Source organism: Paracoccus seriniphilus (assembly GCF_028553745.1).
GTDB lineage: Bacteria > Pseudomonadota > Alphaproteobacteria > Rhodobacterales > Rhodobacteraceae > Paracoccus > Paracoccus seriniphilus.
On the sequence record NZ_CP067129.1, the window covers coordinates 1,444,611 to 1,466,982 of the forward strand.

The window sequence follows — 22,372 nt, forward strand, 5'->3', positions numbered from 1 at the left end:
ACCCGATGCCCGATAGCACGACCCATCTCCTGCTGCCCTACATCCTGGCGGCGCAGGCCCAGAAGCATGTCACCCACAACGAGGCGCTGCGGATCCTCGACGGGCTGGTGCAACTCTCCGTCCTCGACCGGAACCTGACAGCACCACCGGCGAGCCCCGCCGATGGCGACCGATACATCGTCGGCTCTGGCGCTACGGGCGACTGGGCGGGCTGGGATCTGAACCTCGCGCTCTGGACCGATGGCGCATGGCTGCGCCTGCCGCCACGGACCGGCTGGCGGGCATGGGTCGAGGACGAGGGATTACTGCTAGCCTATGACGGCGCAGGCTGGGTTGGTACCGCGCCCGCGGTGCTACAGAACCTTGCGCTGCTGGGGCTCGGCACGACGGCAGACGCCTCGAACCCGTTCTCGGCCAGGCTGAACGCCGCGCTCTGGACGGCGAAGACCGTGGCCGAGGGTGGCACCGGCGACTTGTTCTACGCGATGAACAAGGAGGCTTCGGGAGACGATCTCGGCCTGACACTGCAGACCGGCTTCGTAACCAAGGCGCTGTTGGGGCTCTTCGGCTCTGACCGCTTCCGCCTTGCCGTCTCGGACGACGGCAGCACCTTCTTCGACGCCCTCACCGTCGACAACGCCTGTGGTATCGTCGACCAGCCCCGGCTGCCGCGGTTCAAGGCCTGGACCAACTACGACAACTATGTCGGCGTCGGGACCTGGACGAAGATCGGCATCAACAACACCGACTACAACGACCAGGGGGCGTTCGATGCCGCGAACAACTGCTTCGTCGCGCCCTCGGACGGCACTTACCTCTTCGGCGCGACGCTGCTCTACAAGGTCAATTCCAGCACCTCGGCACGCATGAGTGGGCGGTTGGTGCTGAACGGAACGACCGAGATTCGCGGTTCGTTCGGCGAAATCAGCGGGGCGCATGTCTCGGAAGAGACGGCCCTCTGGCTGCAGACCATGGTGGAGCTGGCGGCGGGCGATACCGTCGAGCTGCAGGGGTATTTCCGGGTTTCGGACGGCTACTTCGCGGCGGATCAGACGTCGTTCTGGGGTTGCAAGATTGGTTGAGCGGCGCAAGGAGGTATCCAATGACACCACCCCGATCCGATCAGGGTTTCGTGCGCATGCCGGACGCCGAGTTCGAGGCGAACTGGGCGCGTGTTGCTTTCGCAATACCAGTAGATGTCAGCGAGATCTTCGCGATGGGGAACCTCTCCTGCCATCGTGCGCTGCAGTGTCTGACGGATAGCCGGGGTGGTCAGACCATGGCAGCGAAGATATGGCTGATCCGGATCCGCCTTGCACCGCCAGACCGGTCCATGATCGTCATGCAGGCAAACCACGGCTTCGCCACTGATCTGGAACGATACTTCGCCGGCGGTCAAGGCGTTGAAGAACGCGGCACGCCGGACGGGATTGGCAAGGCGTTCCGTGACACCGTCCCGGTTAACCAGGAGATCGGTCAATCTTGCGCAGGCCGCCGGCCGAGCGATGGCGACATCGTTGTCGATGAACAGACGTATCAGACGGTCCACCGTGTCCTTGACCTGTTGCTGCGCTTCATCGTGGCTAGTGTGGATGATTTATCGACAAACTTTGCTTCGCCCACCTGTAGGAACACTCGGATCGTCGCATTGTCATAGTCGCTGGTGACGGCGATGGCATCGGCGACCCGCCCCTTCTCGGACATGAACCAGCCGCGGTGCACGCGGAAGAGGTTGGCCGACCTATGCCTCTTTTTGGGGTATGGGTCGTCTGAGAAACGGAGCCAGAGCCACCGACGTTGCATTTCCGTAGCTAAGAGACTATGTGAAAGATACAAAAGTTGCGGTTCTCTGCGGCAAAGGCGCATCAGCCTGCCAGAGCGGTCCACAACCCTCCATCATGAAAATTCAGCTGTCACGTCCTTTAGCAGGGGTTTGAAGTCTGGGAAGGTTGCCGATGTCATCGCGCACGACCACTTCAGTTGTGGCATTTCTTCATCCGTTTTTGGTCGCGGGCGACTACGAAGTATTGGCCGACGAAGACATCATGTCGAGCCGCGGCTTTGCGGCATGCCGACGGACAGCAACGTTTCTATTGATCAATTGGCATGCTGGAAAGTGTGAGCTGCGCGCAGTGGAACACCGAGACCTGGAGTTTACCCTGGCGCAGGATCACGCCAATGCAAACACGAACGCAATGAAAAATGGTGCGGCGGCGCTTTCTCCGTCAGAGGAACAAATATGACATTTCCCGAATGGACGAAATCCGGTGTTTACGGTGCTTTGGTTGGCGCAGTCGCTGTCTCTATTCTTGGCTTCGGCTGGGGCGGCTGGACAACTGCAGGCGGTGCGGAGGAGATGGCTGACAACTTTGCCGCAGAGCAAGTCACCTTGGCGATGGTGCCGGTCTGTCTGGGCCTTTCAGAAGCGGATGCGGAACGCGTCGAAATACTGGCAACGCTTCGAGAAGCTTCCAGTTTTCAGCAGCGCAAAGCGATGATGGATACCGGCTGGGCCACATTGCCGGGCGCTGATGCCCCGAGCCGGGATCTGGCAGACGCATGTCTTGCGGAGCTCGCTTTAGATGGATCATAAACCGCATCTTGCAGAGCCTCGCGGTCCACATGCAATCGCTGCCTGCACCCCTGCACAAACACCAACGACCATGACCCTTTTTTGGGGTTCGATATTGGCGGTCATACTGCTTTTGACGCCTGCATTTGCCCAAACCGCTTCGCAGCCAATTCCTGAGAATGCCAGTGCCAAAAGTTACGGTGATGGATGGGAATGCAACATCGGGTTCCGCCTGAACGAAGATACCTGCGTCGCTATTGTTGTGCCGCAAAACGCATACGACACGAATCGGTCCTACGGAGCCGGATGGGAGTGTCTGCATGGGTTTCGCAGAACCGATGACGCTGCATGTGTTGTAGTAGAGGTGCCCGAAGGTGGGTTTTTGGACCCGTCAGGCGAACGTTGGCGTTGCTTGCGTGGCTTCAACAAGGTCGATGACACGTGCCAGGAGATCGTGCTGCCAGCGAATGCATACCTGGCAGATGCCTCATATGGCTCCATGTGGACGTGTGAACGCGGGTTTGAAGCAACTGACGACCGGTGTACTGCCATTGCGGTTCCGGCCAACGCCTATCTGAATGGGTCAGGATACGGTCAGCCCTGGACATGTGAGCGCGGCTTCTTTGAACGGGCCGGATTGTGCGAAGCCGTCGTGATCCCCGCAAATGCATACTTCGACGACGCAAGCTATGGCTCAGGGTGGAAGTGTGATCGGGGATACGCCGCCTCTGCCGAGACATGCGAATTATTAAGTGTTCCCGAAAATGCCCATCTGGACAGGTCGGGAAACCGCTGGGAATGCAACAATAGTTTCCAGAAATCGAAAGGGCTGTGCGTCCTTAAGAATTAGGCGAGAGCCACGGCGCCAATCCCATTCAAAAATACGTATGAGAGAGCAATTCTGCCCTCAGTGCCAACCTATAAAAGAGAACCAAAATGGAAACCAAGTTTGAAACTGTCGACACCATCCGCCGTCCCGTCAGGGGCGCGCAAGCGCCTCCAGTGAAACAGATCAAACCTGCAGGCTTGACGTCAGGCGGGCGGATCACAGGCACACCGACGGCAGTCGTCTATTGCGAAGGGAATTTCGCGCAAATCGATGGCAAGACGGCAAATGGCCTTGTGCGCCATTCTCAAGCGTATCGCATCCTTTCCGTCATCGACAGCACCTGTAGCGGACAAGACAGCGGATCCGTTCTGGACGACGTTGGCAACAACATACCAATCTTTGGCCATCTGGACGCCGCAGTTGCCCATGAAACCGCCCCTCCCGATACGTTGATCTATGGGATGGCCCCTTCAACAGGTCGTCTCTCGAGTGCGGACCGAGGCGCCGTTCTGCGCGCGATTGAGCTTGGCATGAACATCGTGAGCGGGCTGCATGAATACCTGAGCGATGACAGCGAAATAGCCGACGCTGCATCGATGCGGAATGTCACGATCCGCGACATCCGAAAGCCGAAACCCAGCAAGGACATGCGCCTGTTCGATGGCAGTGTCGCTGGTATAAAAGCGCTGAGGATTGCCGTTCTTGGTACTGATTGCGCGATCGGCAAGCGGACAACGGCGACCGTTCTGGCGCGCGCACTGAATGCGAGGGGCATCAAGACAGTGCTTGTCGGGACGGGCCAGACCGGCCTGATGCAGGGCGCAAAATACGGTATCGCGATGGATGCCGTGCCGCCCCAGTTCTGCTGTGGCGAGCTTGAAGGCGCGATTGTTGAGGCGTCTGAAACCGAACACCCCGATGTTATTCTGATCGAAGGCCAGGGCGCGCTCAGCCATCCCGCGTTTTGCACATCTGCCTTTATTCTGCGAGGAAGCCAGCCGGATGCTGTCATCCTTCAGCACGCGCCCAAGCGCGCGCATCGCTGCGACTTTCCCAATATGCCGATGCCTTCTGCCGCCAGTGAGATCGCCTTGATCGAAGCCTTTGCCGATACAAAGGTCATCGGTGTCACGCTCAACCACGAAGGGATGTCCGAGGCCGAAATCACCCAGACCATCGCGGCCCAATCCCACAAACTCGGGCTACCAGTCACTGATGCACTGGCCAGACCCGATGCACATCTGCTTGCGATGGTGGTCGCTGCATATCCGAGGTTGATGCAAGGGGCGCCCGTGGCCGCGATATGAGTTGCCCGCGCATCGAAGTGGACCTGGCCAAGATACGCCGCAACACGCAGACCCTTGTCAGTCGCCTGGGCCCACGCGGGATCAGCGTCACGGGCGTGACCAAGGCGGTCTGCGGACATCCTGCCGTCGCCAGGGCGATGCTTGAGGGTGGCGCTGTGGGGCTTGCCGATGCGCGTATCACAAACGTGCAAAGGCTGCGTGCAGCAGGGCTGACAGACCCCATCACCCTGATCCGCACCCCGATGTTGAGCCAGGCCGATCAAGTGGTTCAGTCATGCGAAGTGAGCTACAACACAGAGACTTTGGTCATTTCGGCACTGGCATCTGCCGCGATCCGCAATGGTGCAGTCCACGGTATCGTCCTAATGGTCGAGATGGGCGATCAACGGGACGGAATACTGCCCGAGAACTTGGCAGGTATTGTGCAGCAGGTCATGCATATGCCTGGGGTTGCGTTAAAAGGGATCGGCGCAAACTTTGCCTGTCTGAGCGGGCTTGCCCCGACTACGTTGCAAATGTCCAATTTTTGTGACCTCGCGAATGAGATCGAGCATAGATGCGGCCCAATCCTCAATGTGGTATCCGGTGGCAGCTCAGCTAATTTGCCCTGGGCACTTGGCGGACACGCGACGGGTCGCGTCAACGACCTCCGTTTGGGTGAGGCGATCCTTCTGGGTATCGAGCCGGTGTCCGGGGACCGGATCGAAGGGATGCACACAGACGCCTTCACGCTTGTTGCCGAAGTTATCGAAACGGGCGCAAAATCCACGCCTTCCGCTACCGCTCTGGTCAATCCAACTTTGGCAAGACGTCGCATCGCGCAAGCCAGTGGTGTTTCCAAGCGCTCTATTGTCGCTATGGGACATCAGGACACCGACATTCTGGGGCTTGCAATGCCTTTTGGAAGCACATTGATCGGTGCGACCAGCGATCATCTTGTCATTGGAACGCCCGGCACCCCACCGACGCTGGGTTCCGAGGTAAGATTCCAGATGAATTACAATGCGCTGATGCATGCCATGGCCGCACCAGACATCGAAGTGGCACTTGTGGGCGACCCACCCACACCACCAGCACAACATACCCAAGGCAAGGTCGGACACTTGGCGCTGGTTTGAAAGACCTCGCTTGGCCCGGCCGGCCTGAAACAATAATGGAAACTGAAAATTGACGAAACTCACAAAAAGCAATCTGTTCAAGGTGTATGACTCGAAACCGGAAACCCCGATGGATAAGACGACGCGTGTCGTCAGGCAAATGGTCGATGAAGAAGCGGAACAACGACAAGCCAAGAATTCCCGACTGCGCAATGCTCGCCTTGAAAGAGAAGCACACACGCCACCTGTATCAAAAGATTCAGCAGCGTCTAAATCGCGTCGCTCGAAAGCCGCTTCCACCCGGTAGTCAAACTTCGGCGGCTCTGTTTGCGTGATGTGCACCGCCGGGCAATGGCCACTTCAATTTGGCGGGAATCGGCCAGGGCTGCTCCCAGAACTTCCAATCGTCCCTGCCGATCACAAGGAACCATCCATGACAAACGCAGAGCGATCCCCAGAAAAAAACCACTATATATGCCAGACTTATGTTGAAGCGAAGGCTGGGCGCAACGGGCAGACTGGCCTGAAAATTGCCAGGCAGCTCGAATATACCACAGCTTCTGAAGCACAAAACAGAGCCGAACGAGAGTCTCAATCAGAGGGTTGCGCGGGCGCGGACGCCTACATGGTGACTGAAGATCCGGCCAGTGGAGAAATTGGCGAACCGAGCTTCCTCGTAAGGCTTGGGAAGGTTCCAGAACTTGACGATTTCTAGAATCCTGAAAATGGCCGCAGTCTATTGGGACTTCCGGCTCTCCATCGGGGCGTGCAGTCTTGGACGGTGATCGTGACATGGCAAAGCGCAGCCGCGCGTCTGGCATGCGCGTCAGCATCGGGTGTCGCCTGCGATACAGCTTCCCGCAGCCGACGCCGCTGATCGCGCTGCTGAACGTCCACTATTCGCGTTTCGGCGATCTCGAACGCGCCGATCACCTCGTCACCTCGCCCAGCGTGCCGCTGGAAAGCTACCGCGACGGTTTCGGCAACTGGTGCACGCGCCTTCTGGCGCCGGCGGGCGAGTTCTGCCTGACAACGGATGGCATCTGCCGCGACAGCGGCCTGCCTGACGCCGCCTCTCCGGGCGCCTGGCAGCACGCGGTCCAGGATCTGCCTTTCGATACGCTCGTGTTCCTGCAAGGCAGTCGGTATTGCGATACCGACCTTTTGTCCGAGGAAGCATGGAGCCTGTTCGAGGCCACCGAACCCGGGTGGTCGCGCGTCCAGGCGATCTGCGACTTCGTGCATGGACATGTCCGCTTCGACTACATGCAGGCGAAGGCGACGCGCACCGCGTCGCAGACCATGGCCGAGGGGCAGGGGGTCTGTCGCGACTTCACCCATCTCGCCGTTGCCCTGTGCCGCTGCATGAACATTCCGGCCCGCTACTGCACCGGCTACCTGAGCGATATCGGTGACCCGCTGCCTCACCCGCCGGGGGATTTCGCGGCGTGGATGGAGGTATTCCTCGGGGGCGAATGGCACATGTTCGATCCGCGCAACAACAAGCCGCGGATCGCAAGAATCCTGAACGCGCGCGGCCGCGATGCCGCCGACGTGCCCCTGACCCAGACATTCGGGCAAAACACCCTGACCGAATTCAAGGTCTGGACGGACGAATTGGCCTGACGGCCATTTCCTTTTCGGCGCGCCATCGCAATTCGGCGCGCCAACCCCCATATGTATGACACCGCTGCCAATCATCCCGGTCCGACATGGACGAGGAGTTGGCACCGACCAATCAAGGGATTGATGACATGTCCTTCAAGGACCTCACAGCCAGGGCTGCGGCCGCAATGAAGCCGACGCCCGCAGAGACCGCGAAGACCCCCGCCGAAAAGACCGAGACCAAGGCCGACGCCAAGGCAACGCCCGCGAAGTCCGGCACTTCCTGAGACGCGCACAACCCACGCGCCCCATCACCGGGGGCGCGCGGATTACCCCACAGCACCAAGGGAGAGGATCAAGCCAATGGAAGATCTGACGAGCAAGTCCGTTGCGGTCTTTTCCCGACCGTTCACCGTTCTGGGCTTTGCCGAAACGCTCCCGGCGGGAGAGTATGAGATCGAAACGGAGTTGGTTTCACCCCCGGATCAAGAGGATCCCGAAGCGTGGAAGGCCTCCGTCCTTGTGAAGCTTCACCCCCGGATATCGCATCCCGGACTTGAGCGGACTCTGACCGTTTCCCTTGCCGAACTCGACCACGCACGTGCGAGGGACAAGCTGACGGGCAAGGCGGTGTCCGACCTTTTTCTCGAGGAAATGCTGGCTGACCCGATGGTGCGCCTCGTGATGGAGGCCGATGGCGTCTCCGAAGCATATCTGCGGCATCTCTATTCAGGCCGCGGGAGGCCCGATCCCGATCTGAATGTGCCGGCGTCGACGACGACCACCCAAAGGAACCGGGGCGATGTGTCAATCCAGGCCGCCGAAAACGAAGGCATGCCTTCAATATCGGAAACACTGTCGCGATCGCTAGGCCGTCAAGTCGCGGGACAGATTTGATGTCGGACGAGGCCATGGCCAAAGCCGAACGGCCATACATTGTGACCGTTCGGGCCCGGCGCGACGTTCCGCAGGAACGCCATTGCCTGCGGTGCGAAACCCTTTTCTGGAGCGAAGGGTTCGGAGAGCGGATCTGTCGGCGCTGCAAAGGGTTGAACGCCTGGCAAAACGCCGTGCCCGTCAGTCCGGGCGCATCACGCCGTCGCTGATCCACATCGACGCGCGTGCCGTCTTCCTCGAACCACACTGGACCCCCATTTTGGCCTGCCTCGACATCGTTCATACCACGACCTACCAATACCGTCATGCGGTCTCTCTCGGACCGCACAGGCTAATGCTGCGTCCGCGCGAAACGCGGGAACTGCGACTGTTCTCGCACGATCTGTCCATTACGCCGACGGCAGCCGTTACCTGGGCGCATGATGTGGCTGGCAACGCCATCGCCACGGCCATCTTTGACGGTCCGACAGATCATCTGGTGATCGAAAGCCGCGCCAGCGTGGAACTGACCGCGCCAGCCTGGCCGGTCTTTGCCATCGCGACCTCGGCCATCCAGTACCCCTTTGTCTACGCCGCCGACGAATGGACGGACCTTGGTGCGTTGACGGTGCCACAATACGGCGATGTCGATGGCCGCCTTGCCAGATGGATCGACGGCTTTGTCATGGCGCGTCCGACCGACACGCTGTCTTTGCTGAAGGACATCAGCAATGGCGTGTTCATACAGATTTCCTATCAGAGCCGAGATGACGAAGGCACCCAGTCGCCCAACGAGACTCTCGAAAGGGGATGGGGCTCGTGCCGCGATTTCGCGGTCCTGCTTGCAGAGGCAGCCCGCCGTCTTGGCCTGGGGGCCCGCATCGTCTCGGGCTATCTCTCCGACCCCGAAACAAGCCTCGTTGGGTCGGCGGGTTCAGGATCTACACATGCCTGGGTCGAGATATTCATCCCCGGCGCCGGTTGGATTGCCTTCGATCCAACGAACCGGAGCGTCGGGTCCGGAAACCTGGTGCCGCTTGCCGTTGCCCGGAACATCGCGCAGGTCACCCCGGTGGCTGGCACGTTCCTTGGTTCGACTTCCGATCTTCTTTCGATGGAAGTCGTGGTGAGGGTGAAGAATGCTTCGTCCCCAAACGACTCGTTTCCAGCCCAAAGCGGAAGGGCGGACATCGCGCTTGCCTGAAGAGGTTAAGCAAGGGGTGGCTTGCAGAGCCTAGTCTAAAGAAAATTAATATCAACGGCTTAGCTTCTAGAGAACGTTCGATCCCGGTCCCGTCCCCTCCGCCATCATCACCATTGCGAACCAGTTCAGGCCGCCCGCCCGAGGCGAAATTTCTCCTGTTTTCAAAGGGGTTTCCGGGTGGGTGCGAACCGCTGAGACGCGGGTATGCAGCGATTTCCGTCTCTGAATGGCATCCCGTCTCTGGTCGGGCGAACCGCGCCGATTCCGGTTAGGTCGAAAAATTCCTTGCCTTTACAATGTACTAATCCGAAACACCGCCAAAACGTTGTGCCCTGTTTTCATCGCTATCGACCGAAACAGAGACCGAACAGGCAGGAGGCGCAGGCCGTAGAACTGGAACGGGCGAGCGCGTAGCGGAGCGTTTCCATCGGCAGCGGGTTTGGCGAAACCATTGATGACAAATGCGCATTCCGCCTTTAGCCTGGCCGCGATGTCGAAAGTGCCCTGGACCGATGAAGAAAACGATCTGATCGTCGCGGATTACTTCGCGATGCTTGCCGATGATCTGGCCGGGCGACCCTACAACAAGGCCGAGCATCGAAGGGCACTCCTACCGCTGCTGAACGACCGCTCGGAGGGATCGATCGAGTTCAAGCACCAGAACATCAGCGCGGTGCTCAAGGGGCTCGGCGAGGACTGGATCGCCGGCTACAAACCCGCCTTCAATTTCCAGACATCCCTGATCGACGCCGTAGCGCGGTGGCTGGCGCTACATCCGGATTGGCTGGGCCGGTTGCCTGGCGCGCGCTCTGCGGACGGCCTGCGCGAGGCCGCGCAGATCTGGATTGGTCCTCCGCCGACGCTCTCCAACCAGCCTCCGCCGCAGGAGCTGGACCAGATGCTGCACATCGCCAGGAAGTTCGACGTTGCCGGTCGGGACGAGCGCAACCGCGCTCTCGGCCGTGCCGGCGAAGAGCGCGTGCTGGCACATGAGCACGCCACGCTGAAAGCCGCGGGGCGCGATGACCTGGCGCGCAAGGTGCGGTGGGTGTCGGAAGAGGATGGCGACGGTGCGGGCTATGACATCGCCAGCTATGCGCCCGATGGCCGGCCGCGACTGATCGAGGTGAAGACGACGAACGGCTGGGAGCGCACGCCGTTCCACATCAGCCGCAACGAACTGGCCGTGGCCGAGGAGCTGCGCAAGGAATGGTGCCTGTTCCGGCTCTACCGGTTTTCCCGCGAGCCCAAAGCCTTCGAACTACGCCCGCCGCTCGACGCCCACGTCTCGCTGATACCGACGACGTTTCAGGCGAGCTTTCATTGAGGATCACTCAAATACCTTCACCACCTGTTCCTCCCACGGCAGCGAAGCGACGAAGCAAAGGTCGTAGAGGCTGATCGCGCAGGGCGCGCGGCGCACGACCAGGCGCTCGAGCCCGTCTTCGCCCACCGTTACGCGCCCCACGAGCAGCTGGACGACGCGGGCCTGCTCGGCCGAGATCAGCGCCTTCCAGAGATCGTCGAACTGCGTGAGTGCCGCGGTCACGGTGCCTTCATTGAGGTCGGGCCGCTCGTTTTTCAGCTTGCGGGCGGTGCGCGCGATGATCTCCGGCATGCGCAGCAGCCGCCGGATTTCCCCGATGACCGCTTCCTCGACCATGGCTGCGGGGAGCCGTTGGGGGCCGCGCAGCTCGGCCGTCGGCCGCTCCTAGATCACGTCCATCGACACGTAGTAGCAGTACCGCTTGTTGTCCTTCCTCGTGTGGTGCGGGGTCATCGCGGCGCCGGTCTCGGTGAAGATCAGCCCGCGCAGCAGCGCCGGCTCGGTGCTCCGGGAGCGTCCGGCGCGCTGGTTCCGATTGCCGGCCAACACGGCATGCGCGGCGTCCCACAGGTCCGCATCGACGATGGGCTCGTGCATGCCGGGTTAGGTCTCGCCCTTGTGGGTGATCTCGCCGCGGTAGATGCGGTCGTGGAGCAGCTTGTAGAGCGCCCCGTGATCGATGGGCCGGCTGCGCTTTGACCGGGTGCCGCGGGCGTTCAGCTCCCGGATCACGGCGGCGGTGGAATCCGACCGCGCGAAGAGCTCGAACATGGTGCGAATCTGCGCCGCCTCGGCCTCGTTCACGATCAGCTTGCGGTCGACCACGTCGTAGCCGAGCGGCACGTAGCCGCCCATCCCCGGGACAGCAGGTGTTTCTCAGGAAGGCGGCAATCTTCTTCGCGGGTCAAAAGCAATGAGATTTCAGTTCATTGCGCATTACCGCGGGGATTTGCCACGCAGCCATTTGTGTCGCCTGATGCAGGTGACGGATCGTGGTCTTCGGGCCTGACGGCACAGGCCGCCGTCACGCCGCCAACGTCGGGATATGGTGCTCTTGGCGCATGTTCGAGAGCAGCATTGCTTGAGCCTGGGTAGCTACGGTCGTCCGCGCATGACGCAGGAACTCGATGAACTTGGCATCCATGTCGGGCAACGCCCTGTGGCGCGGATCATGCGTGATAACGGCATCCTGGTGCTGCGCAGCCGCAGGTTCAAGCGCACGACCGACAGCAATCACACCTTCAATATCGCGCCCAACCTGTTGCGTCAGGATTTCACCGCAAGCGCCCCGAACCAGAAGTGGGCGGGAGAGATCACCTATCTTTGGACCCGCGAGGGATGGGCCTGTCTTGCCGTGATCATCGACCTCTATTCGCGACGGGTGATCGGATGGGCCGTGAGCAACCGCATGAAACAGGATCTGGCCTTGCGCGCTTTGGACATGGCGATTGCCCTGCGAAAGCCGCCCCCGGGCTGCATCCACCACACTGATCGCGGCGGCCGATACTGTGCCCACGAGTATCAAAAGCATCTGCGCAAGCACCACTTGGTGCCGTCGATGAGCGGAAAGGGAAATTGCCATGAAAATTCGGCCGTCGAGAGCTTCTTCAAGTCGCTGAAGGCCGAATTGATCTGGCGCCGGACCTGGCAGACCCGCAGAAAGGTCGAACTGGCCGCCTTCGAATAAATCAACGGCTTCTACAACCCACGCCGACGGCATTCGGCCATCGGCTGGAAATCACCCGTGGCTTGCGAAAAGATCGCCGCCTAACATGAGCTACACACCGGAACGAAAACGGTGCAGGTCCAATGCCGCTCCAGATCGCAGATCAACGTGCCGTATCTCTGCCCCTTGCGCCATGCCCGGTCGTCCATGCCGATGACGCGGAGTTCGCGGGTCGCTGCCACGGTCGTGTCTCGAACGCTCCGCAGGAATGTGTCCTTGCTGAACTGCAGAAGGGGCCGTCCGGCAAGCGCTTGGGCGGGGCGGCCGCCGAGAGCAAGGCCCAAATGACGGACCAGCCCTTGCAGGCGTGGCGTGCGCCGCGCATGTGACCGGGTTACGGCAGGCGGAAACCGCTCGGCGAATATCCTGGCAGGGCACGGCATCGAAATCATCGGACCAACAAGACCAGTTCCACCGCCCGGCCATACGCCGGAAGGTCGGCAGGCTGACGCCGATATCGGCTATGTATATGGCGTGAAACCGTATCACAGCGCGGACAGGTCGCCGCGGTTTTAGCGGAACGGGCGTGGACCCGGATTGTGTTCCCAATCAGTTCAACCTGTTCGGCACTGAGTCCTGCGGGCCGAAAATCCCCTCGAGAAAACCATGACATCATCCACAACCTTTTCCCAAGATTGTCGAAATATAGCGTCAGCATACCGGAACTGCACCAAATCCGCGTCAGACCCACCTTGGCACATCGATGCCGTCGGAGGGCGGTTACATCATCAAAGCTCCTTTCGACTAGCGCACATGTTCCCTCAACATCTCGATAAAGATCCTTGCGGGCTGAGATTCCACTTGTGATCCGGGCAGAACCAGCTTCAGTTCGCAAGGAATGCTGGGGCTGAAGGGGCGGATTTCAATGTCCAGATCCGAATAGGCGTCGGCGGTCAGGAAATCCATGACCGAAACGCCCATCCCGCTGGCGACCAGGCTGCAGATCGGGCCGGTATAGGTCGATTCCATGATGACATTGGGTTGCACCTCTGCCTCCTTGAAGGCCTGCAGCAGGCGCTTGCGCATGAGGCTGTTCTCGGAAATCAGCAGCAGCGGAATACCGTCGAGATCCTGTGGCGTGACCTTTTCGCATTTTTCCAGGGGATGGGCCTTGGGCATGACGCAGACAAGGTTTGTCTCGGGCATTTCGCGGATGACCACCCCGTGCACCTCCGGGGGCAGCAAGGCCAGCCCGATATCGCTTCGGCCTCTTTCGATATGTTCGACGACCTCGGAAGAGGACCCGCTGCGCAGATTGATGACGACATCGGGACAGCGGGCATGGAAGCTCTTGATCACCTCGGGCAGGAAGAAATAGGAATGGCCCACGATCGCGGCGATGCGCAGCCGGCGGCGTCGAAATGACCCCAGATCGGTGGCGAATTTGACCATCTGCTCCAGTTCACCATAGCATCTTTCGACCTCGGCATGCAGGGCAATCGCGTCCTTGGTGGGTTCGATGCGTCCGGCCTGCCTGACGAAAAGCTGCAGCGAATATTCCTCTTCGAGATCGCGGATGAGACGGCTGATGGCCGGCTGGGTGACGCCCAGCAACTCTCCGGCCAGGGTCATGTTGCCGGTCTGAATCACCGCGCGGAAAGCTTCGATCTGTCTCAGGTTGAAACGCAGCACGGGCAGAATCTCCCATAAAGTTTTGTGATGGGGGAATGAAATTATTGAATTTGCATTATGCCGATGCTGGGGTGAAACTCCAGACAAATAGGTTTTCCGGGCTGAGATCACATGCGGTTGATGACCCGATCTGACCGATCGCGAGGAGGCGGTCGCAAGCAGTCGAGGGGAACCTGGAAAGAATACCTGGGAGGAGATATCAGATGAAATTCGGCTCCACGGCCCTTTGGGCTGCGCTTGTGTTGACGACGGCCCTGCCCGCAGTGGCGGGCAAGGCGGATGACACGCTGAACTGGGCGACGGACAAGGAGGTTGCCGTTGTCGACCCCTATTTCAGCGTCACCCGAGAGCTTGTCATCATGGGGCAGATGGGTTGGGATGGCCTGGTCCTGTTCAACAATGAGACCGGTGAATTCGATCCCCTGCTGGCCAAGAGCTGGGAATGGCAAAGCAATACCGTCGTGGATTTCGATCTGCGCGACGACGTCGTGTTCCATGATGGCAGCAAATTTGATGCTGACGATGTGGTCTATACGATCAACTTCCTGGCAGATCCATCCAACGGAGTTCCTGCCCAGTCCGTCGTGAACTGGATGAAGGGCGCGACCAAGCTGGGCCAATACAAGGTGCGGCTGGAACTGCGCGAACCCTTTGCCAATGCTTTTGCCTATCTGGCGAATGAAATCATGATCATGCCCGAGGGGTTCTATGACAACGCTCCGGTCGGTGCGGATGGAACGCGCGATCTTTCGGCGCTGACCCCGACAGGGACAGGCCCCTACAAGGTCGCGGACATCAAGACCGGCGACTACATCCTGTGGGACAAGAACGACGACTATTTTTCCGGTGGCCCCAAGGGCACGCCTGAAATTGGCCATATCAATTTCCGTGCCATCAAGGAATCCAACACCCAGCTTGCCGAACTGATGACCGGGGGGCTGGACTGGGCATGGGATGTGCCCAAGGAACAGGCCGACCGGCTGGAACAAAGCGGCCAGGTCACGGTGGTCAATGAAAAGACGCTGCGCATCGCCTATCTGGCCTTTGATGTCGACGGAAGCTCGGGGCAGACATTCTTCACGGATCAGAAGGTGCGCGAGGCTGTGGCCCATGCCATCGACAGGGATTCCATCGCGGTGGAACTGGTTGGTGCCGCGTCCGAAGCAATCGACTCGGCCTGCCATCCCGATCAGTTCGGCTGCACGCAGGATGTCGTGCATTACGACTATAACCCCGAGAAGGCGAAGGAACTTCTGGCCGAGGCCGGCTATCCTGATGGTTTCGAGTTCGATCTATATGGCTATCGTCAGCGTGAAATCGCGGAAGCCATCATCGGCGATCTGTCTGCCGTCGGCATCAAGGCCAATCTGAACTGGCTTCAATACAGTTCGCTGCTGGAAAAGGTCCAGGACGGCAAGACGCCGGTCAATTTCATGACCTGGGGTTCCAGTTCGATTTACGATGTCGCGGCGATCACCAGCCATTTCTTCAAGGGCGGGCCGGATGATCCGGCAAAGGACCCGCGCACGGCCGAGGCCCTGCAACGCGGTGACACTTCCATTGATCCCGAGGTCCGCAAGGAGGCCTATGCCGAAGCTCTGGGGATCATTGCCGACGAGATCTATTGGCTGCCGCTGTTCTCCTATGCGAAATACTATGCCTTCTCGAATGATCTGGAGTTCACCCCGACACCGGACGAGATTCCCCGGCTCTATGCCGCCAGATGGAAGTGACTTTCCAGACCCAAGGGGTCGGGTCTTTCGGGGGCTTGCGCCCGAGGGATCCTCTCGTCCTTCACGATTCCCAAACCGCGCGAGGCTGACAGATGTTGGCGTTCCTTTCCAAGCGGATAGCCGTTGCCATTCTGGTTGCGTTGACGGTGTCCATGATCACGTTCTCGATGAATTATCTGACCGGCGATCCGGCGATTGCCATGGCGGGCGAGAATGCGACCGAAGCAGATCTTGATGCCATCCGCGAGTTCTATGGCTATGACCGGCCGATCCCGGTGCAGTATTTCAGTTGGCTGACAAATGCGCTGCACGGGGATCTGGGGCATTCGCACTACCTCAACCAGCCCGTCACGGATGAGATCATGGCCCGATTGCCGGCCACCATGACGCTTGGTCTGTTCGCGTTGATCTTTGCACTTGCCCTGTCCATTCCCCTGGGTGTTCTGGCGGCAATCCGGCCAAACAGTCTGCTGGACCGTATCGCCCTGACCACCGCCGTGGTGGGGCAGGCGATGCCAAGCTTCTGGTTCGCGCTGACCATGATGCTGTGGTTTGGCATCAACTGGCAGATCCTGCCGGTATCGGGGGCCGACACCTGGGCGCATTTCGTCATGCCTTCGATCGCGCTTGGCTATTACATCACCCCCGGCGTCATGCGACTGACCCGTGCGGGGATGCTGGATGTCCTGCGCTCGGATTACATCCGCACCGCGCGTGCCAAGGGTGTCAGCAAGTTCTCGCTTCTCTTCAAACACGCTTTGCGCAATGCGATCATTCCGGTCGTCTCTCTGGCGGCGGTGCAGTTCGGCTTCATGCTGGGCGGCTCGATCGTGATCGAGACCATCTTCTCGATCAACGGCCTTGGGTACCTGGCCTGGGAATCGATCCAGCGGGCGGATCTGCCGATGATGCAGGCAATCGTGCTTGTGCTGAGCTTCTTCTATATCGCGCTGACATTCCTTGCCGACGTTCTGAACGCCTGGCTGGACCCGCGCATAAGGATGGGATGACATGAGCATTCTTGACAATGACAGCCTGACCGCCCCCGAGCATGAGACCGTTCTGTCACCGGGCCAGCTGATGTTCCGCCGCGCGATGACGCATCGCGGATTGTGCCTGGGCGGCCTGGTGATCCTGGCCATCGTGGTGATCGCATTGCTGGCCCCCGTGATTGCGCCGCATGATCCCTATGAACAGGTCCTGTCGGAAAAGCTGATCCCGCCGGTCTGGTTCGACAATCCCGCCACCAGCTGGAGCCACGTGCTGGGCACCGATCATCTGGGGCGTGACTACCTGTCGCGGCTGATCTACGGCGCGCGGATTTCCCTGCTGATCGGTTTTGCCGCCATGCTGATTTCGGGCGTGATCGGAACGGTTCTTGGGGTTTGCGCCGGATATTTCGGTGGCAGGGTCGATATGGTGATCAGCTTCATCATCACCACGCGCCTGTCGATGCCCGTGGTTCTGGTGGCGCTGGCCGTCGTCACGATTGTCGGCTCTTCGTTGTCGGTGGTGATCTGGGTCATCGGCCTGCTGATATGGGACCGCTTTGCCGTGGTGATGCGCAGCGCCACGCAACAGGTCCGCGGTCTGGATTTCGTCACCTCGGCACAGTCGCTTGGCAGTTCCACCGCGCGCATCCTGTTTACCGAGGTCCTGCCCAATATCTCGAACCAGATCATCGTGATCGCCACGCTGGAAATGGCCCATGCGATCCTGCTGGAGGCGGCCCTGTCCTTTCTGGGGCTTGGGGTGCAGCCGCCGACGCCCAGCTGGGGGCTGATGATTTCGGACGCAAAGGGGCTGATGTTCTTCGACGGCTGGCTGATCGCCGTGCCCGGGGTCGCGCTGTTCGTCCTGGTGCTGGCAATCAATCTGGTCGGCGACGGCCTGCGTGATGTCACCGCTCCCGAGGATCGCAACTGATGTGGTCCGGGCAATTCACCTTCGCAAGATCGGCACGCACATGACGGATACAACCACACCCATTCTTTCGATACGCAACCTGACGGTGGCGCTGCCGGTCAGGATCGAGCGTGACAATGCTGTCGACAACCTGACCTTCGACGTCAGACCGCGCGAGATCCTTTGCGTGGTTGGTGAATCGGGATCAGGGAAGTCCATCACCTCGCTTGCGACCATGGGGCTTCTGTCGCCCAGCCTGAAGGTGACGGGCGGAGAAATCCTGTTCGACGGCCGCAATGTGCTGGAGCTTGAACCCGGCGAACACAACGCGCTGCGCGGCGACCGGATGGCGATGATCTTTCAGGAGCCAATGACCGCCCTGAACCCGGCATATACCGTCGGCCACCAGATCGAAGAGGTGTTTCGTGTTCACAGGTCACTTGGCGCGGCCGAGCGGCGCCAGCGGACGCTGAAACTGCTGGAGGAGGTCCGTCTTCCCGATCCCGAACGGTTGTTCGAATCCTATCCGCATCAGTTGTCTGGCGGCCAGCGTCAGCGGATCATGATCGCCATGTCGCTTGCGCTGGATCCCAAGCTGCTGATTGCCGACGAGCCGACGACCGCGCTGGATGTCACCACCCAGGCGCAAATTCTGCGGCTGTTGAAACAGCTGAATTCCAAACATGATGCGGGCATCATGTTCATCACCCATGACTTCAGCGTCGTGGCGGAAATCGCCGATCGCGTCGTGGTGATGCGTCAGGGACAGATCGTGGAGCAGGGCACCGCCGACGAGGTGCTGAACCATCCCAGGCACCCCTATACCAGATCGCTGATCGACGCCGTGCCCCGGCCTGCGGAAAGCCCCGACAAGGCGGCTGTCGAAAATCCCGTCGTGATTCAGGTGGATCATCTGCAAAAGACCTTTCACAGCGCGGGCGGGATGTTCAGCAAGGGGCGCAGCGTCGCCGCCGTGCGCGATGTCTCGTTCAAGGTGCGCCGGGGCGAGACCCTGGGCATCGTCGGGGAATCGGGGTCGGGCAAGACCACGCTGGTGCGCTGCCTGATGCGGCTGATGGATCCCGACAGCGGCAGCATCAATATCTCGGGCGTGGATTTCGCCAGCAAGACCGCGGGTGAACTGCGCGCACATCGCAAGGATATCCAGATCGTCTTTCAGGATCCCTATGGCTCGCTCAATCCGCGCCGCACGATTGGCAGCCAGCTGATACAGGGCGCGGTAAATTTCGGTGTCTCGCGCAAAGAGGCATGGCGGCGCGTCTACGAATTGCTGGAAATCGTGCGGATGCCGAAATATTCGGTGCATCGCTATCCCAGCCAGTTCTCGGGCGGGCAGCGCCAGCGCCTGTGCATTGCCCGTGCCCTGGTGGTGAACCCCAAGGTTCTGATCGCGGATGAGGCGGTCTCGGCGCTTGATGTCTCGATCCAGCGCGAGGTGCTTAAGCTGATCAATGATATTCGCGACCGGCTGGGCCTGACAGTCATCTTCATCACCCATGATCTGCGCGTGGCCGCCCAGGTCTGCGACGAGGTGCTGGTGATGAAGCATGGCGAGGTGGTGGAACGGGGCGGTGTCGGGCAGATCTTCAAGGCGCCCCAGCATGACTATACCCGTGCCTTGCTCGCCGCGCAGCCAGGGCAGGATTGGGTCATTCCCGACATGGCGGAATTTTCTGAGCAAATGGACGAGGTCGTTGGGCAATGAGCAAGCCGGACTATGATTTCATCATCATCGGGGCCGGCTCGACCGGCTGCGTGCTGGCCAATCGTCTGTCGGCCAGGGCCGGGCTGCGCGTGCTGTTGCTGGAGGCCGGGCCAAAGGACCGAAATCCCTGGATCCACATCCCGATCGGATACTACCGGACGATGGATGATTCCCGCATAAACTGGGGCTATCGCACCGAAGATGTGCCGAATTCGGCGGGCCGCAGTTTTGATTGGCCCCGCGGCAAGGTTCTGGGCGGCTGCAGTTCCATCAACGGGCTGGTCTATGCACGTGGTCAGGCCGAGGATTTCGATCACTGGCGCCAGCTTGGCAATACCGGCTGGAGCTACGAGGATGTGTTGCCCTATTTCCGCAGGGCCGAAGGGGCCACCATCGATGGCCTCGACGAAGACTATCACGGGCGTGACGGGCCACTGGGGGTCAGCCGCGCCAGCGCAAACCCGCTGTGCGATGCCTATATCGCGGCGGCAGAGCAGGCCGGAATTCCGGCCAACCCCGATTACAACGGACGGCAGCAGGAAGGCGCCGGATATTTCCAGGTGACGACACGCAACGGCTGGCGCAGCAGCGCGGCCACGGCCTATCTGCGCCCGATCCGTAAACGGCCGAACCTGCATGTCCAGACCGATACGATGGTGCGGCGGCTGATCGTCGAGGGGCGGCGGGTCTCGGGCGTTGAGGTCGAACACCGGGGTCGGATCAAGGTGCTGCGCGCCGGGCGCGAAGTGCTTTTGAGCGCGGGGGCCATCAATTCACCCAAGATCCTGCAGCTTTCGGGCATCGGCGAGGCCGGGATGCTGCGCAATCTGGGGATCGAGGTTCAGCACGACCTGCCGGGCGTGGGTGAGAATCTGCAGGACCATTACACCTGCCGCAGCACCTATCGCTGCAGCCAGCCGGTCACCGTCAATGACGAGGTGCGCCACTGGACGGGCAAAGTTGCCGTCGCGCTACGCTGGTTGAAGGATCGTGGCGGACCGATGTCGCTGAGCGCGGGGCAGGTGGGCGTATTCGCCCGCACGCGGCCCGATGTCGTCTCGCCGGATGTGCAGTTCCATTTCATGCGCTTCAGCGCGCAGAAACGCGGGCGCAACCTTGATCGGCATTCTGGCTTTACGGTCACCATGTGCCAGCTGCGCCCCGAAAGCCGTGGCCATGTCCGCATCACCTCGGCTGATCACCGCGTGGCACCCTCGATCCAGCCCAATTACCTCGACAGCGGCACCGACTGCGAAACCATGGTTGCGGGCATGAAACTGGTGCGCCGGGTGGCCGCGCAGGAGGCATTGGCGGATTACATCAGCGAGGAAATCCGGCCCGGCCCGGATGTGACCCGAGACGAGGAAATGCTGGACTATGTGCGTGCCAATGGGGCCTCGATCTTTCACCCCAGCTCAACCTGCCGCATGGGCACCGACAGAGAAGCCGTCGTCGATCCGCGCCTGCGTTTGCACGGGTTGGCCGGGCTGCGGATTGCCGATGCCTCGATCATGCCGACGCTGGTGTCGGCCAATACCAATGCGGCCTGCATCATGATCGGCGAAAAGGCTGCCGACATGATCCTGGCGGAGATCTCCTGACATGACCCGAACTGCAGCCTGGAAGCGAACAGCAAGATGAAACTCAAGGATATCAAGACTTTTGTGGGCGGAAACAAATCGATCCACCGCGGCGGTCCCTATTGGGTATTCGTCAAGGTCACGACCGAATGCGGCATCGTCGGCTATGGCGAAATCTATGGCGTCGCCTTTCATCCCAAGGCGCTGACCGCGATGATCGACGACCTGTTCGAACGGCATTTTGTCGGGGCCGACCCCTTCAAGATCGAACGTCATTTTCGTCTGGTCTATTCTGCGGGTTTCTCGCAGCGCCCGGATCCGACCGTGATGGGCATTTTCAGCGGCATCGAGATCGCGCTTTGGGATATCATCGGCAAGGCGCTGGACAAGCCGGTCTATGAATTGCTCGGCGGACAGGTGCATGAGCGGCTGCGCAGCTACACCTATCTGAATGCGCCCCCCGAGGCAGCATCGAACGAAAAGGTCTATAACGATCCCGATGCGGCTGCCGAACGGGCGCTGGAATATGTGGCGCAGGGCTTTACCGCGCTGAAATTCGATCCGGCCCGACCCTATACGGCCTTTGATCCGCGTCAACTTTCCATGGAAACGCTGGATTTTGCCGACCGCTATACGGCGCGGGTGCGAGAGGCCGTGGGCACGACATGCGACATCCTGATCGGTACGCATGGCGAGATGTCGCCCTCGGGCGCGATCCGGCTGGCGCGACGGCTCGAGGCTCATGATCCGTTGTGGTTCGAAGAGCCGACCCCGCCCGACAACATCGCCGGCATGGCCCGCGTGGCGGCGGGTACGCGCATCCCGGTGGCCACGGGTGAACGGCTGACGACGAAATACGAATTCGCCGATCTGCTGCGCCAGGATGCCGCCTCGATCCTGCAGATGAACCTGGGCCGGGTCGGCGGGCTGCTGGAGGCCAAGAAAGTGGCCTCCATGGCCGAAGCTTTCCATGCCCAGATCGCCCCGCATCTGTTCTGCGGGCCGATCGTCGGTGCCGCCAATGTCCAGCTTTCGGCATGCAGCCCGAACTTCCTGATCATGGAAGGGATCGAGCAATGGGGCGGCTTTCAGGCTGAAATCCTGAAGACCCCGATCCGCTGGGAAGAAGGGCATATCATCCCGCCCACGGCCCCCGGAATCGGCGTCGAACTGAACGAAGAGGTGGCCGAGGCCAACCCTTACAACGGCGAGCGGTTGCAACTGCGCATGCAGGATCGCCCGGCGTGACCGAT

General features: G+C 60.5%; 24 protein-coding genes and 2 pseudogenes. 21 read left to right on the forward strand and 5 right to left on the reverse strand.

The annotated features are described in order from the left end of the window. Positions 1 to 5 precede the first annotated feature (5 nt). The 14 genes from JHW44_RS07105 to JHW44_RS07170 all read left to right on the forward strand — a co-directional run bounded on the left by JHW44_RS07105 (position 6) and on the right by JHW44_RS07170 (position 10,817). Positions 6 to 1,082: a DUF2793 domain-containing protein gene (locus JHW44_RS07105; protein ID WP_089346070.1), complete on the forward strand. Its 1,077-nt coding sequence runs from the start codon at positions 6 to 8 to the stop codon at positions 1,080 to 1,082. A gap of 20 nt (positions 1,083 to 1,102) precedes the next feature. Continuing rightward, a complete protein-coding gene (locus tag JHW44_RS07110; protein ID WP_089346071.1) occupies positions 1,103 to 1,657 on the forward strand; it encodes a hypothetical protein in 555 nt (184 codons plus the stop codon). A 298-nt stretch (positions 1,658 to 1,955) separates the two neighbouring features. Continuing rightward, positions 1,956 to 2,243, forward strand: a complete 288-nt coding sequence (locus JHW44_RS07115) for a hypothetical protein (RefSeq protein WP_089346072.1) — start codon at positions 1,956 to 1,958, stop codon at positions 2,241 to 2,243. Then, positions 2,240 to 2,593 (forward strand): hypothetical protein, encoded by a 354-nt coding sequence (locus JHW44_RS07120; protein WP_089346073.1) that lies wholly within the window; start codon positions 2,240 to 2,242, stop codon positions 2,591 to 2,593. The genes JHW44_RS07115 and JHW44_RS07120 overlap by 4 nt, the downstream gene beginning before the upstream one ends. After that, positions 2,583 to 3,422 carry a hypothetical protein gene (locus JHW44_RS07125; RefSeq protein ID WP_245847476.1) on the forward strand — a complete coding sequence of 280 codons (840 nt, stop codon included), beginning with the start codon at positions 2,583 to 2,585 and terminating at the stop codon, positions 3,420 to 3,422. Before JHW44_RS07120 ends, JHW44_RS07125 begins: the two co-directional genes overlap by 11 nt. An 86-nt stretch (positions 3,423 to 3,508) precedes the next feature. After that, positions 3,509 to 4,708 carry an N-acetyltransferase DgcN family protein gene (locus tag JHW44_RS07130; RefSeq protein WP_089346075.1) on the forward strand — a complete coding sequence of 400 codons (1,200 nt, stop codon included), beginning with the start codon at positions 3,509 to 3,511 and terminating at the stop codon, positions 4,706 to 4,708. Then, positions 4,705 to 5,826, forward strand: a complete 1,122-nt coding sequence (locus JHW44_RS07135; RefSeq protein WP_089346076.1) for an alanine/ornithine racemase family PLP-dependent enzyme — start codon at positions 4,705 to 4,707, stop codon at positions 5,824 to 5,826. Before JHW44_RS07130 ends, JHW44_RS07135 begins: the two co-directional genes overlap by 4 nt. A gap of 49 nt (positions 5,827 to 5,875) precedes the next feature. Continuing rightward, positions 5,876 to 6,112 (forward strand): hypothetical protein, encoded by a 237-nt coding sequence (locus tag JHW44_RS07140; RefSeq protein WP_143811512.1) that lies wholly within the window; start codon positions 5,876 to 5,878, stop codon positions 6,110 to 6,112. Positions 6,113 to 6,238: 126 nt separating this feature from the next. Further along, a complete protein-coding gene (locus JHW44_RS07145) occupies positions 6,239 to 6,520 on the forward strand; it encodes a hypothetical protein (protein WP_089346077.1) in 282 nt (93 codons plus the stop codon). Positions 6,521 to 6,624: 104 nt separating this feature from the next. Beyond that, positions 6,625 to 7,431, forward strand: coding sequence for a transglutaminase-like domain-containing protein (locus JHW44_RS07150; RefSeq protein WP_089346078.1), 807 nt, complete (start codon positions 6,625 to 6,627; stop codon positions 7,429 to 7,431). Between the two features lie 86 nt (positions 7,432 to 7,517). After that, positions 7,518 to 7,697 carry a hypothetical protein gene (locus tag JHW44_RS07155; RefSeq protein ID WP_089346079.1) on the forward strand — a complete coding sequence of 60 codons (180 nt, stop codon included), beginning with the start codon at positions 7,518 to 7,520 and terminating at the stop codon, positions 7,695 to 7,697. A 76-nt stretch (positions 7,698 to 7,773) separates the two neighbouring features. Continuing rightward, positions 7,774 to 8,307, forward strand: a complete 534-nt coding sequence (locus tag JHW44_RS07160; RefSeq protein ID WP_089346080.1) for a hypothetical protein — start codon at positions 7,774 to 7,776, stop codon at positions 8,305 to 8,307. A gap of 91 nt (positions 8,308 to 8,398) precedes the next feature. Beyond that, entirely contained in the window at positions 8,399 to 9,490 is a 1,092-nt protein-coding gene (locus JHW44_RS07165) for a transglutaminase family protein (RefSeq protein ID WP_245847484.1), read from the forward strand. Positions 9,491 to 9,980: 490 nt separating this feature from the next. Continuing rightward, positions 9,981 to 10,817: a protein NO VEIN domain-containing protein gene (locus JHW44_RS07170; RefSeq protein ID WP_089346081.1), complete on the forward strand. Its 837-nt coding sequence runs from the start codon at positions 9,981 to 9,983 to the stop codon at positions 10,815 to 10,817. 3 nt (positions 10,818 to 10,820) lie between these two features. Here JHW44_RS07170 and JHW44_RS07175 read toward each other — a convergent pair whose 3' ends face one another. Genes JHW44_RS07175 through JHW44_RS07185 form a run of 3 tightly spaced genes read right to left on the reverse strand, consistent with a single transcriptional unit; the run spans position 10,821 to position 11,672 of the window. Further along, positions 10,821 to 11,153 (reverse strand): hypothetical protein, encoded by a 333-nt coding sequence (locus tag JHW44_RS07175; RefSeq protein ID WP_245847479.1) that lies wholly within the window; start codon positions 11,151 to 11,153, stop codon positions 10,821 to 10,823. Positions 11,154 to 11,201: 48 nt separating this feature from the next. Beyond that, on the reverse strand, positions 11,202 to 11,414 hold the full coding sequence (locus JHW44_RS07180; RefSeq protein ID WP_245847481.1) for a hypothetical protein: 213 nt from the start codon (positions 11,412 to 11,414) through the stop codon (positions 11,202 to 11,204). A gap of 6 nt (positions 11,415 to 11,420) precedes the next feature. Next, entirely contained in the window at positions 11,421 to 11,672 is a 252-nt protein-coding gene (locus tag JHW44_RS07185; RefSeq protein ID WP_089346082.1) for a recombinase family protein, read from the reverse strand. A gap of 43 nt (positions 11,673 to 11,715) precedes the next feature. Here JHW44_RS07185 and JHW44_RS07190 point away from each other — a divergent pair. Further along, positions 11,716 to 12,588, forward strand: a pseudogene (locus tag JHW44_RS07190) (IS3 family transposase); the annotation flags it as partial. A gap of 41 nt (positions 12,589 to 12,629) precedes the next feature. Here the strand turns inward: JHW44_RS07190 and JHW44_RS20515 are convergent. After that, a pseudogene (locus tag JHW44_RS20515) lies at positions 12,630 to 13,159 on the reverse strand (transposase family protein); the annotation flags it as partial. A gap of 128 nt (positions 13,160 to 13,287) precedes the next feature. Further along, a complete protein-coding gene (locus JHW44_RS07195; RefSeq protein WP_089343607.1) occupies positions 13,288 to 14,175 on the reverse strand; it encodes a LysR substrate-binding domain-containing protein in 888 nt (295 codons plus the stop codon). Between the two features lie 203 nt (positions 14,176 to 14,378). Here JHW44_RS07195 and JHW44_RS07200 point away from each other — a divergent pair, with 203 nt between their 5' ends. The 6 genes from JHW44_RS07200 to JHW44_RS07225 all read left to right on the forward strand — a co-directional run bounded on the left by JHW44_RS07200 (position 14,379) and on the right by JHW44_RS07225 (position 22,367). After that, complete coding sequence (locus JHW44_RS07200) at positions 14,379 to 15,908, forward strand: ABC transporter substrate-binding protein (RefSeq protein ID WP_089343606.1); 1,530 nt, start codon at positions 14,379 to 14,381, stop codon at positions 15,906 to 15,908. 92 nt (positions 15,909 to 16,000) lie between these two features. Next, positions 16,001 to 16,918, forward strand: a complete 918-nt coding sequence (locus JHW44_RS07205; protein ID WP_089343605.1) for an ABC transporter permease — start codon at positions 16,001 to 16,003, stop codon at positions 16,916 to 16,918. Between the two features lies 1 nt (position 16,919). Then, on the forward strand, positions 16,920 to 17,834 hold the full coding sequence (locus tag JHW44_RS07210) for an ABC transporter permease (RefSeq protein ID WP_089343604.1): 915 nt from the start codon (positions 16,920 to 16,922) through the stop codon (positions 17,832 to 17,834). A 40-nt stretch (positions 17,835 to 17,874) separates the two neighbouring features. Beyond that, complete coding sequence (locus tag JHW44_RS07215) at positions 17,875 to 19,539, forward strand: ABC transporter ATP-binding protein (protein ID WP_089343603.1); 1,665 nt, start codon at positions 17,875 to 17,877, stop codon at positions 19,537 to 19,539. After that, a complete protein-coding gene (locus tag JHW44_RS07220; RefSeq protein WP_089343602.1) occupies positions 19,536 to 21,140 on the forward strand; it encodes a GMC family oxidoreductase in 1,605 nt (534 codons plus the stop codon). Before JHW44_RS07215 ends, JHW44_RS07220 begins: the two co-directional genes overlap by 4 nt. A 36-nt stretch (positions 21,141 to 21,176) precedes the next feature. After that, positions 21,177 to 22,367 carry a mandelate racemase/muconate lactonizing enzyme family protein gene (locus JHW44_RS07225; protein ID WP_089343601.1) on the forward strand — a complete coding sequence of 397 codons (1,191 nt, stop codon included), beginning with the start codon at positions 21,177 to 21,179 and terminating at the stop codon, positions 22,365 to 22,367. The last annotated feature ends 5 nt before the right edge of the window (positions 22,368 to 22,372 follow it).

Bases quoted from the DNA above. Each gene is read 5' to 3' on its own strand.
- JHW44_RS07105 (WP_089346070.1), top strand. From the start codon at position 6: ATGCCCGATAGCACGACCCATCTCCTGCTGCCCTACATCCTGGCGGCG.
- JHW44_RS07110 (WP_089346071.1), top strand. From the start codon at position 1,103: ATGACACCACCCCGATCCGATCAGGGTTTCGTGCGCATGCCGGACGCC.
- JHW44_RS07115 (WP_089346072.1), top strand. From the start codon at position 1,956: ATGTCATCGCGCACGACCACTTCAGTTGTGGCATTTCTTCATCCGTTT.
- JHW44_RS07120 (WP_089346073.1), top strand. From the start codon at position 2,240: ATGACATTTCCCGAATGGACGAAATCCGGTGTTTACGGTGCTTTGGTT.
- JHW44_RS07125 (WP_245847476.1), top strand. From the start codon at position 2,583: ATGGATCATAAACCGCATCTTGCAGAGCCTCGCGGTCCACATGCAATC.
- JHW44_RS07130 (WP_089346075.1), top strand. From the start codon at position 3,509: ATGGAAACCAAGTTTGAAACTGTCGACACCATCCGCCGTCCCGTCAGG.
- JHW44_RS07135 (WP_089346076.1), top strand. From the start codon at position 4,705: ATGAGTTGCCCGCGCATCGAAGTGGACCTGGCCAAGATACGCCGCAAC.
- JHW44_RS07145 (WP_089346077.1), top strand. From the start codon at position 6,239: ATGACAAACGCAGAGCGATCCCCAGAAAAAAACCACTATATATGCCAG.
- JHW44_RS07150 (WP_089346078.1), top strand. From the start codon at position 6,625: ATGCGCGTCAGCATCGGGTGTCGCCTGCGATACAGCTTCCCGCAGCCG.
- JHW44_RS07155 (WP_089346079.1), top strand. From the start codon at position 7,518: ATGGACGAGGAGTTGGCACCGACCAATCAAGGGATTGATGACATGTCC.
- JHW44_RS07160 (WP_089346080.1), top strand. From the start codon at position 7,774: ATGGAAGATCTGACGAGCAAGTCCGTTGCGGTCTTTTCCCGACCGTTC.
- JHW44_RS07170 (WP_089346081.1), top strand. From the start codon at position 9,981: ATGTCGAAAGTGCCCTGGACCGATGAAGAAAACGATCTGATCGTCGCG.
- JHW44_RS07175 (WP_245847479.1), bottom strand. From the start codon at position 11,153: ATGGTCGAGGAAGCGGTCATCGGGGAAATCCGGCGGCTGCTGCGCATG.
- JHW44_RS07180 (WP_245847481.1), bottom strand. From the start codon at position 11,414: ATGCACGAGCCCATCGTCGATGCGGACCTGTGGGACGCCGCGCATGCC.
- JHW44_RS07185 (WP_089346082.1), bottom strand. From the start codon at position 11,672: ATGGGCGGCTACGTGCCGCTCGGCTACGACGTGGTCGACCGCAAGCTG.
- JHW44_RS07200 (WP_089343606.1), top strand. From the start codon at position 14,379: ATGAAATTCGGCTCCACGGCCCTTTGGGCTGCGCTTGTGTTGACGACG.
- JHW44_RS07205 (WP_089343605.1), top strand. From the start codon at position 16,001: ATGTTGGCGTTCCTTTCCAAGCGGATAGCCGTTGCCATTCTGGTTGCG.
- JHW44_RS07210 (WP_089343604.1), top strand. From the start codon at position 16,920: ATGAGCATTCTTGACAATGACAGCCTGACCGCCCCCGAGCATGAGACC.
- JHW44_RS07215 (WP_089343603.1), top strand. From the start codon at position 17,875: ATGACGGATACAACCACACCCATTCTTTCGATACGCAACCTGACGGTG.
- JHW44_RS07220 (WP_089343602.1), top strand. From the start codon at position 19,536: ATGAGCAAGCCGGACTATGATTTCATCATCATCGGGGCCGGCTCGACC.
- JHW44_RS07225 (WP_089343601.1), top strand. From the start codon at position 21,177: ATGAAACTCAAGGATATCAAGACTTTTGTGGGCGGAAACAAATCGATC.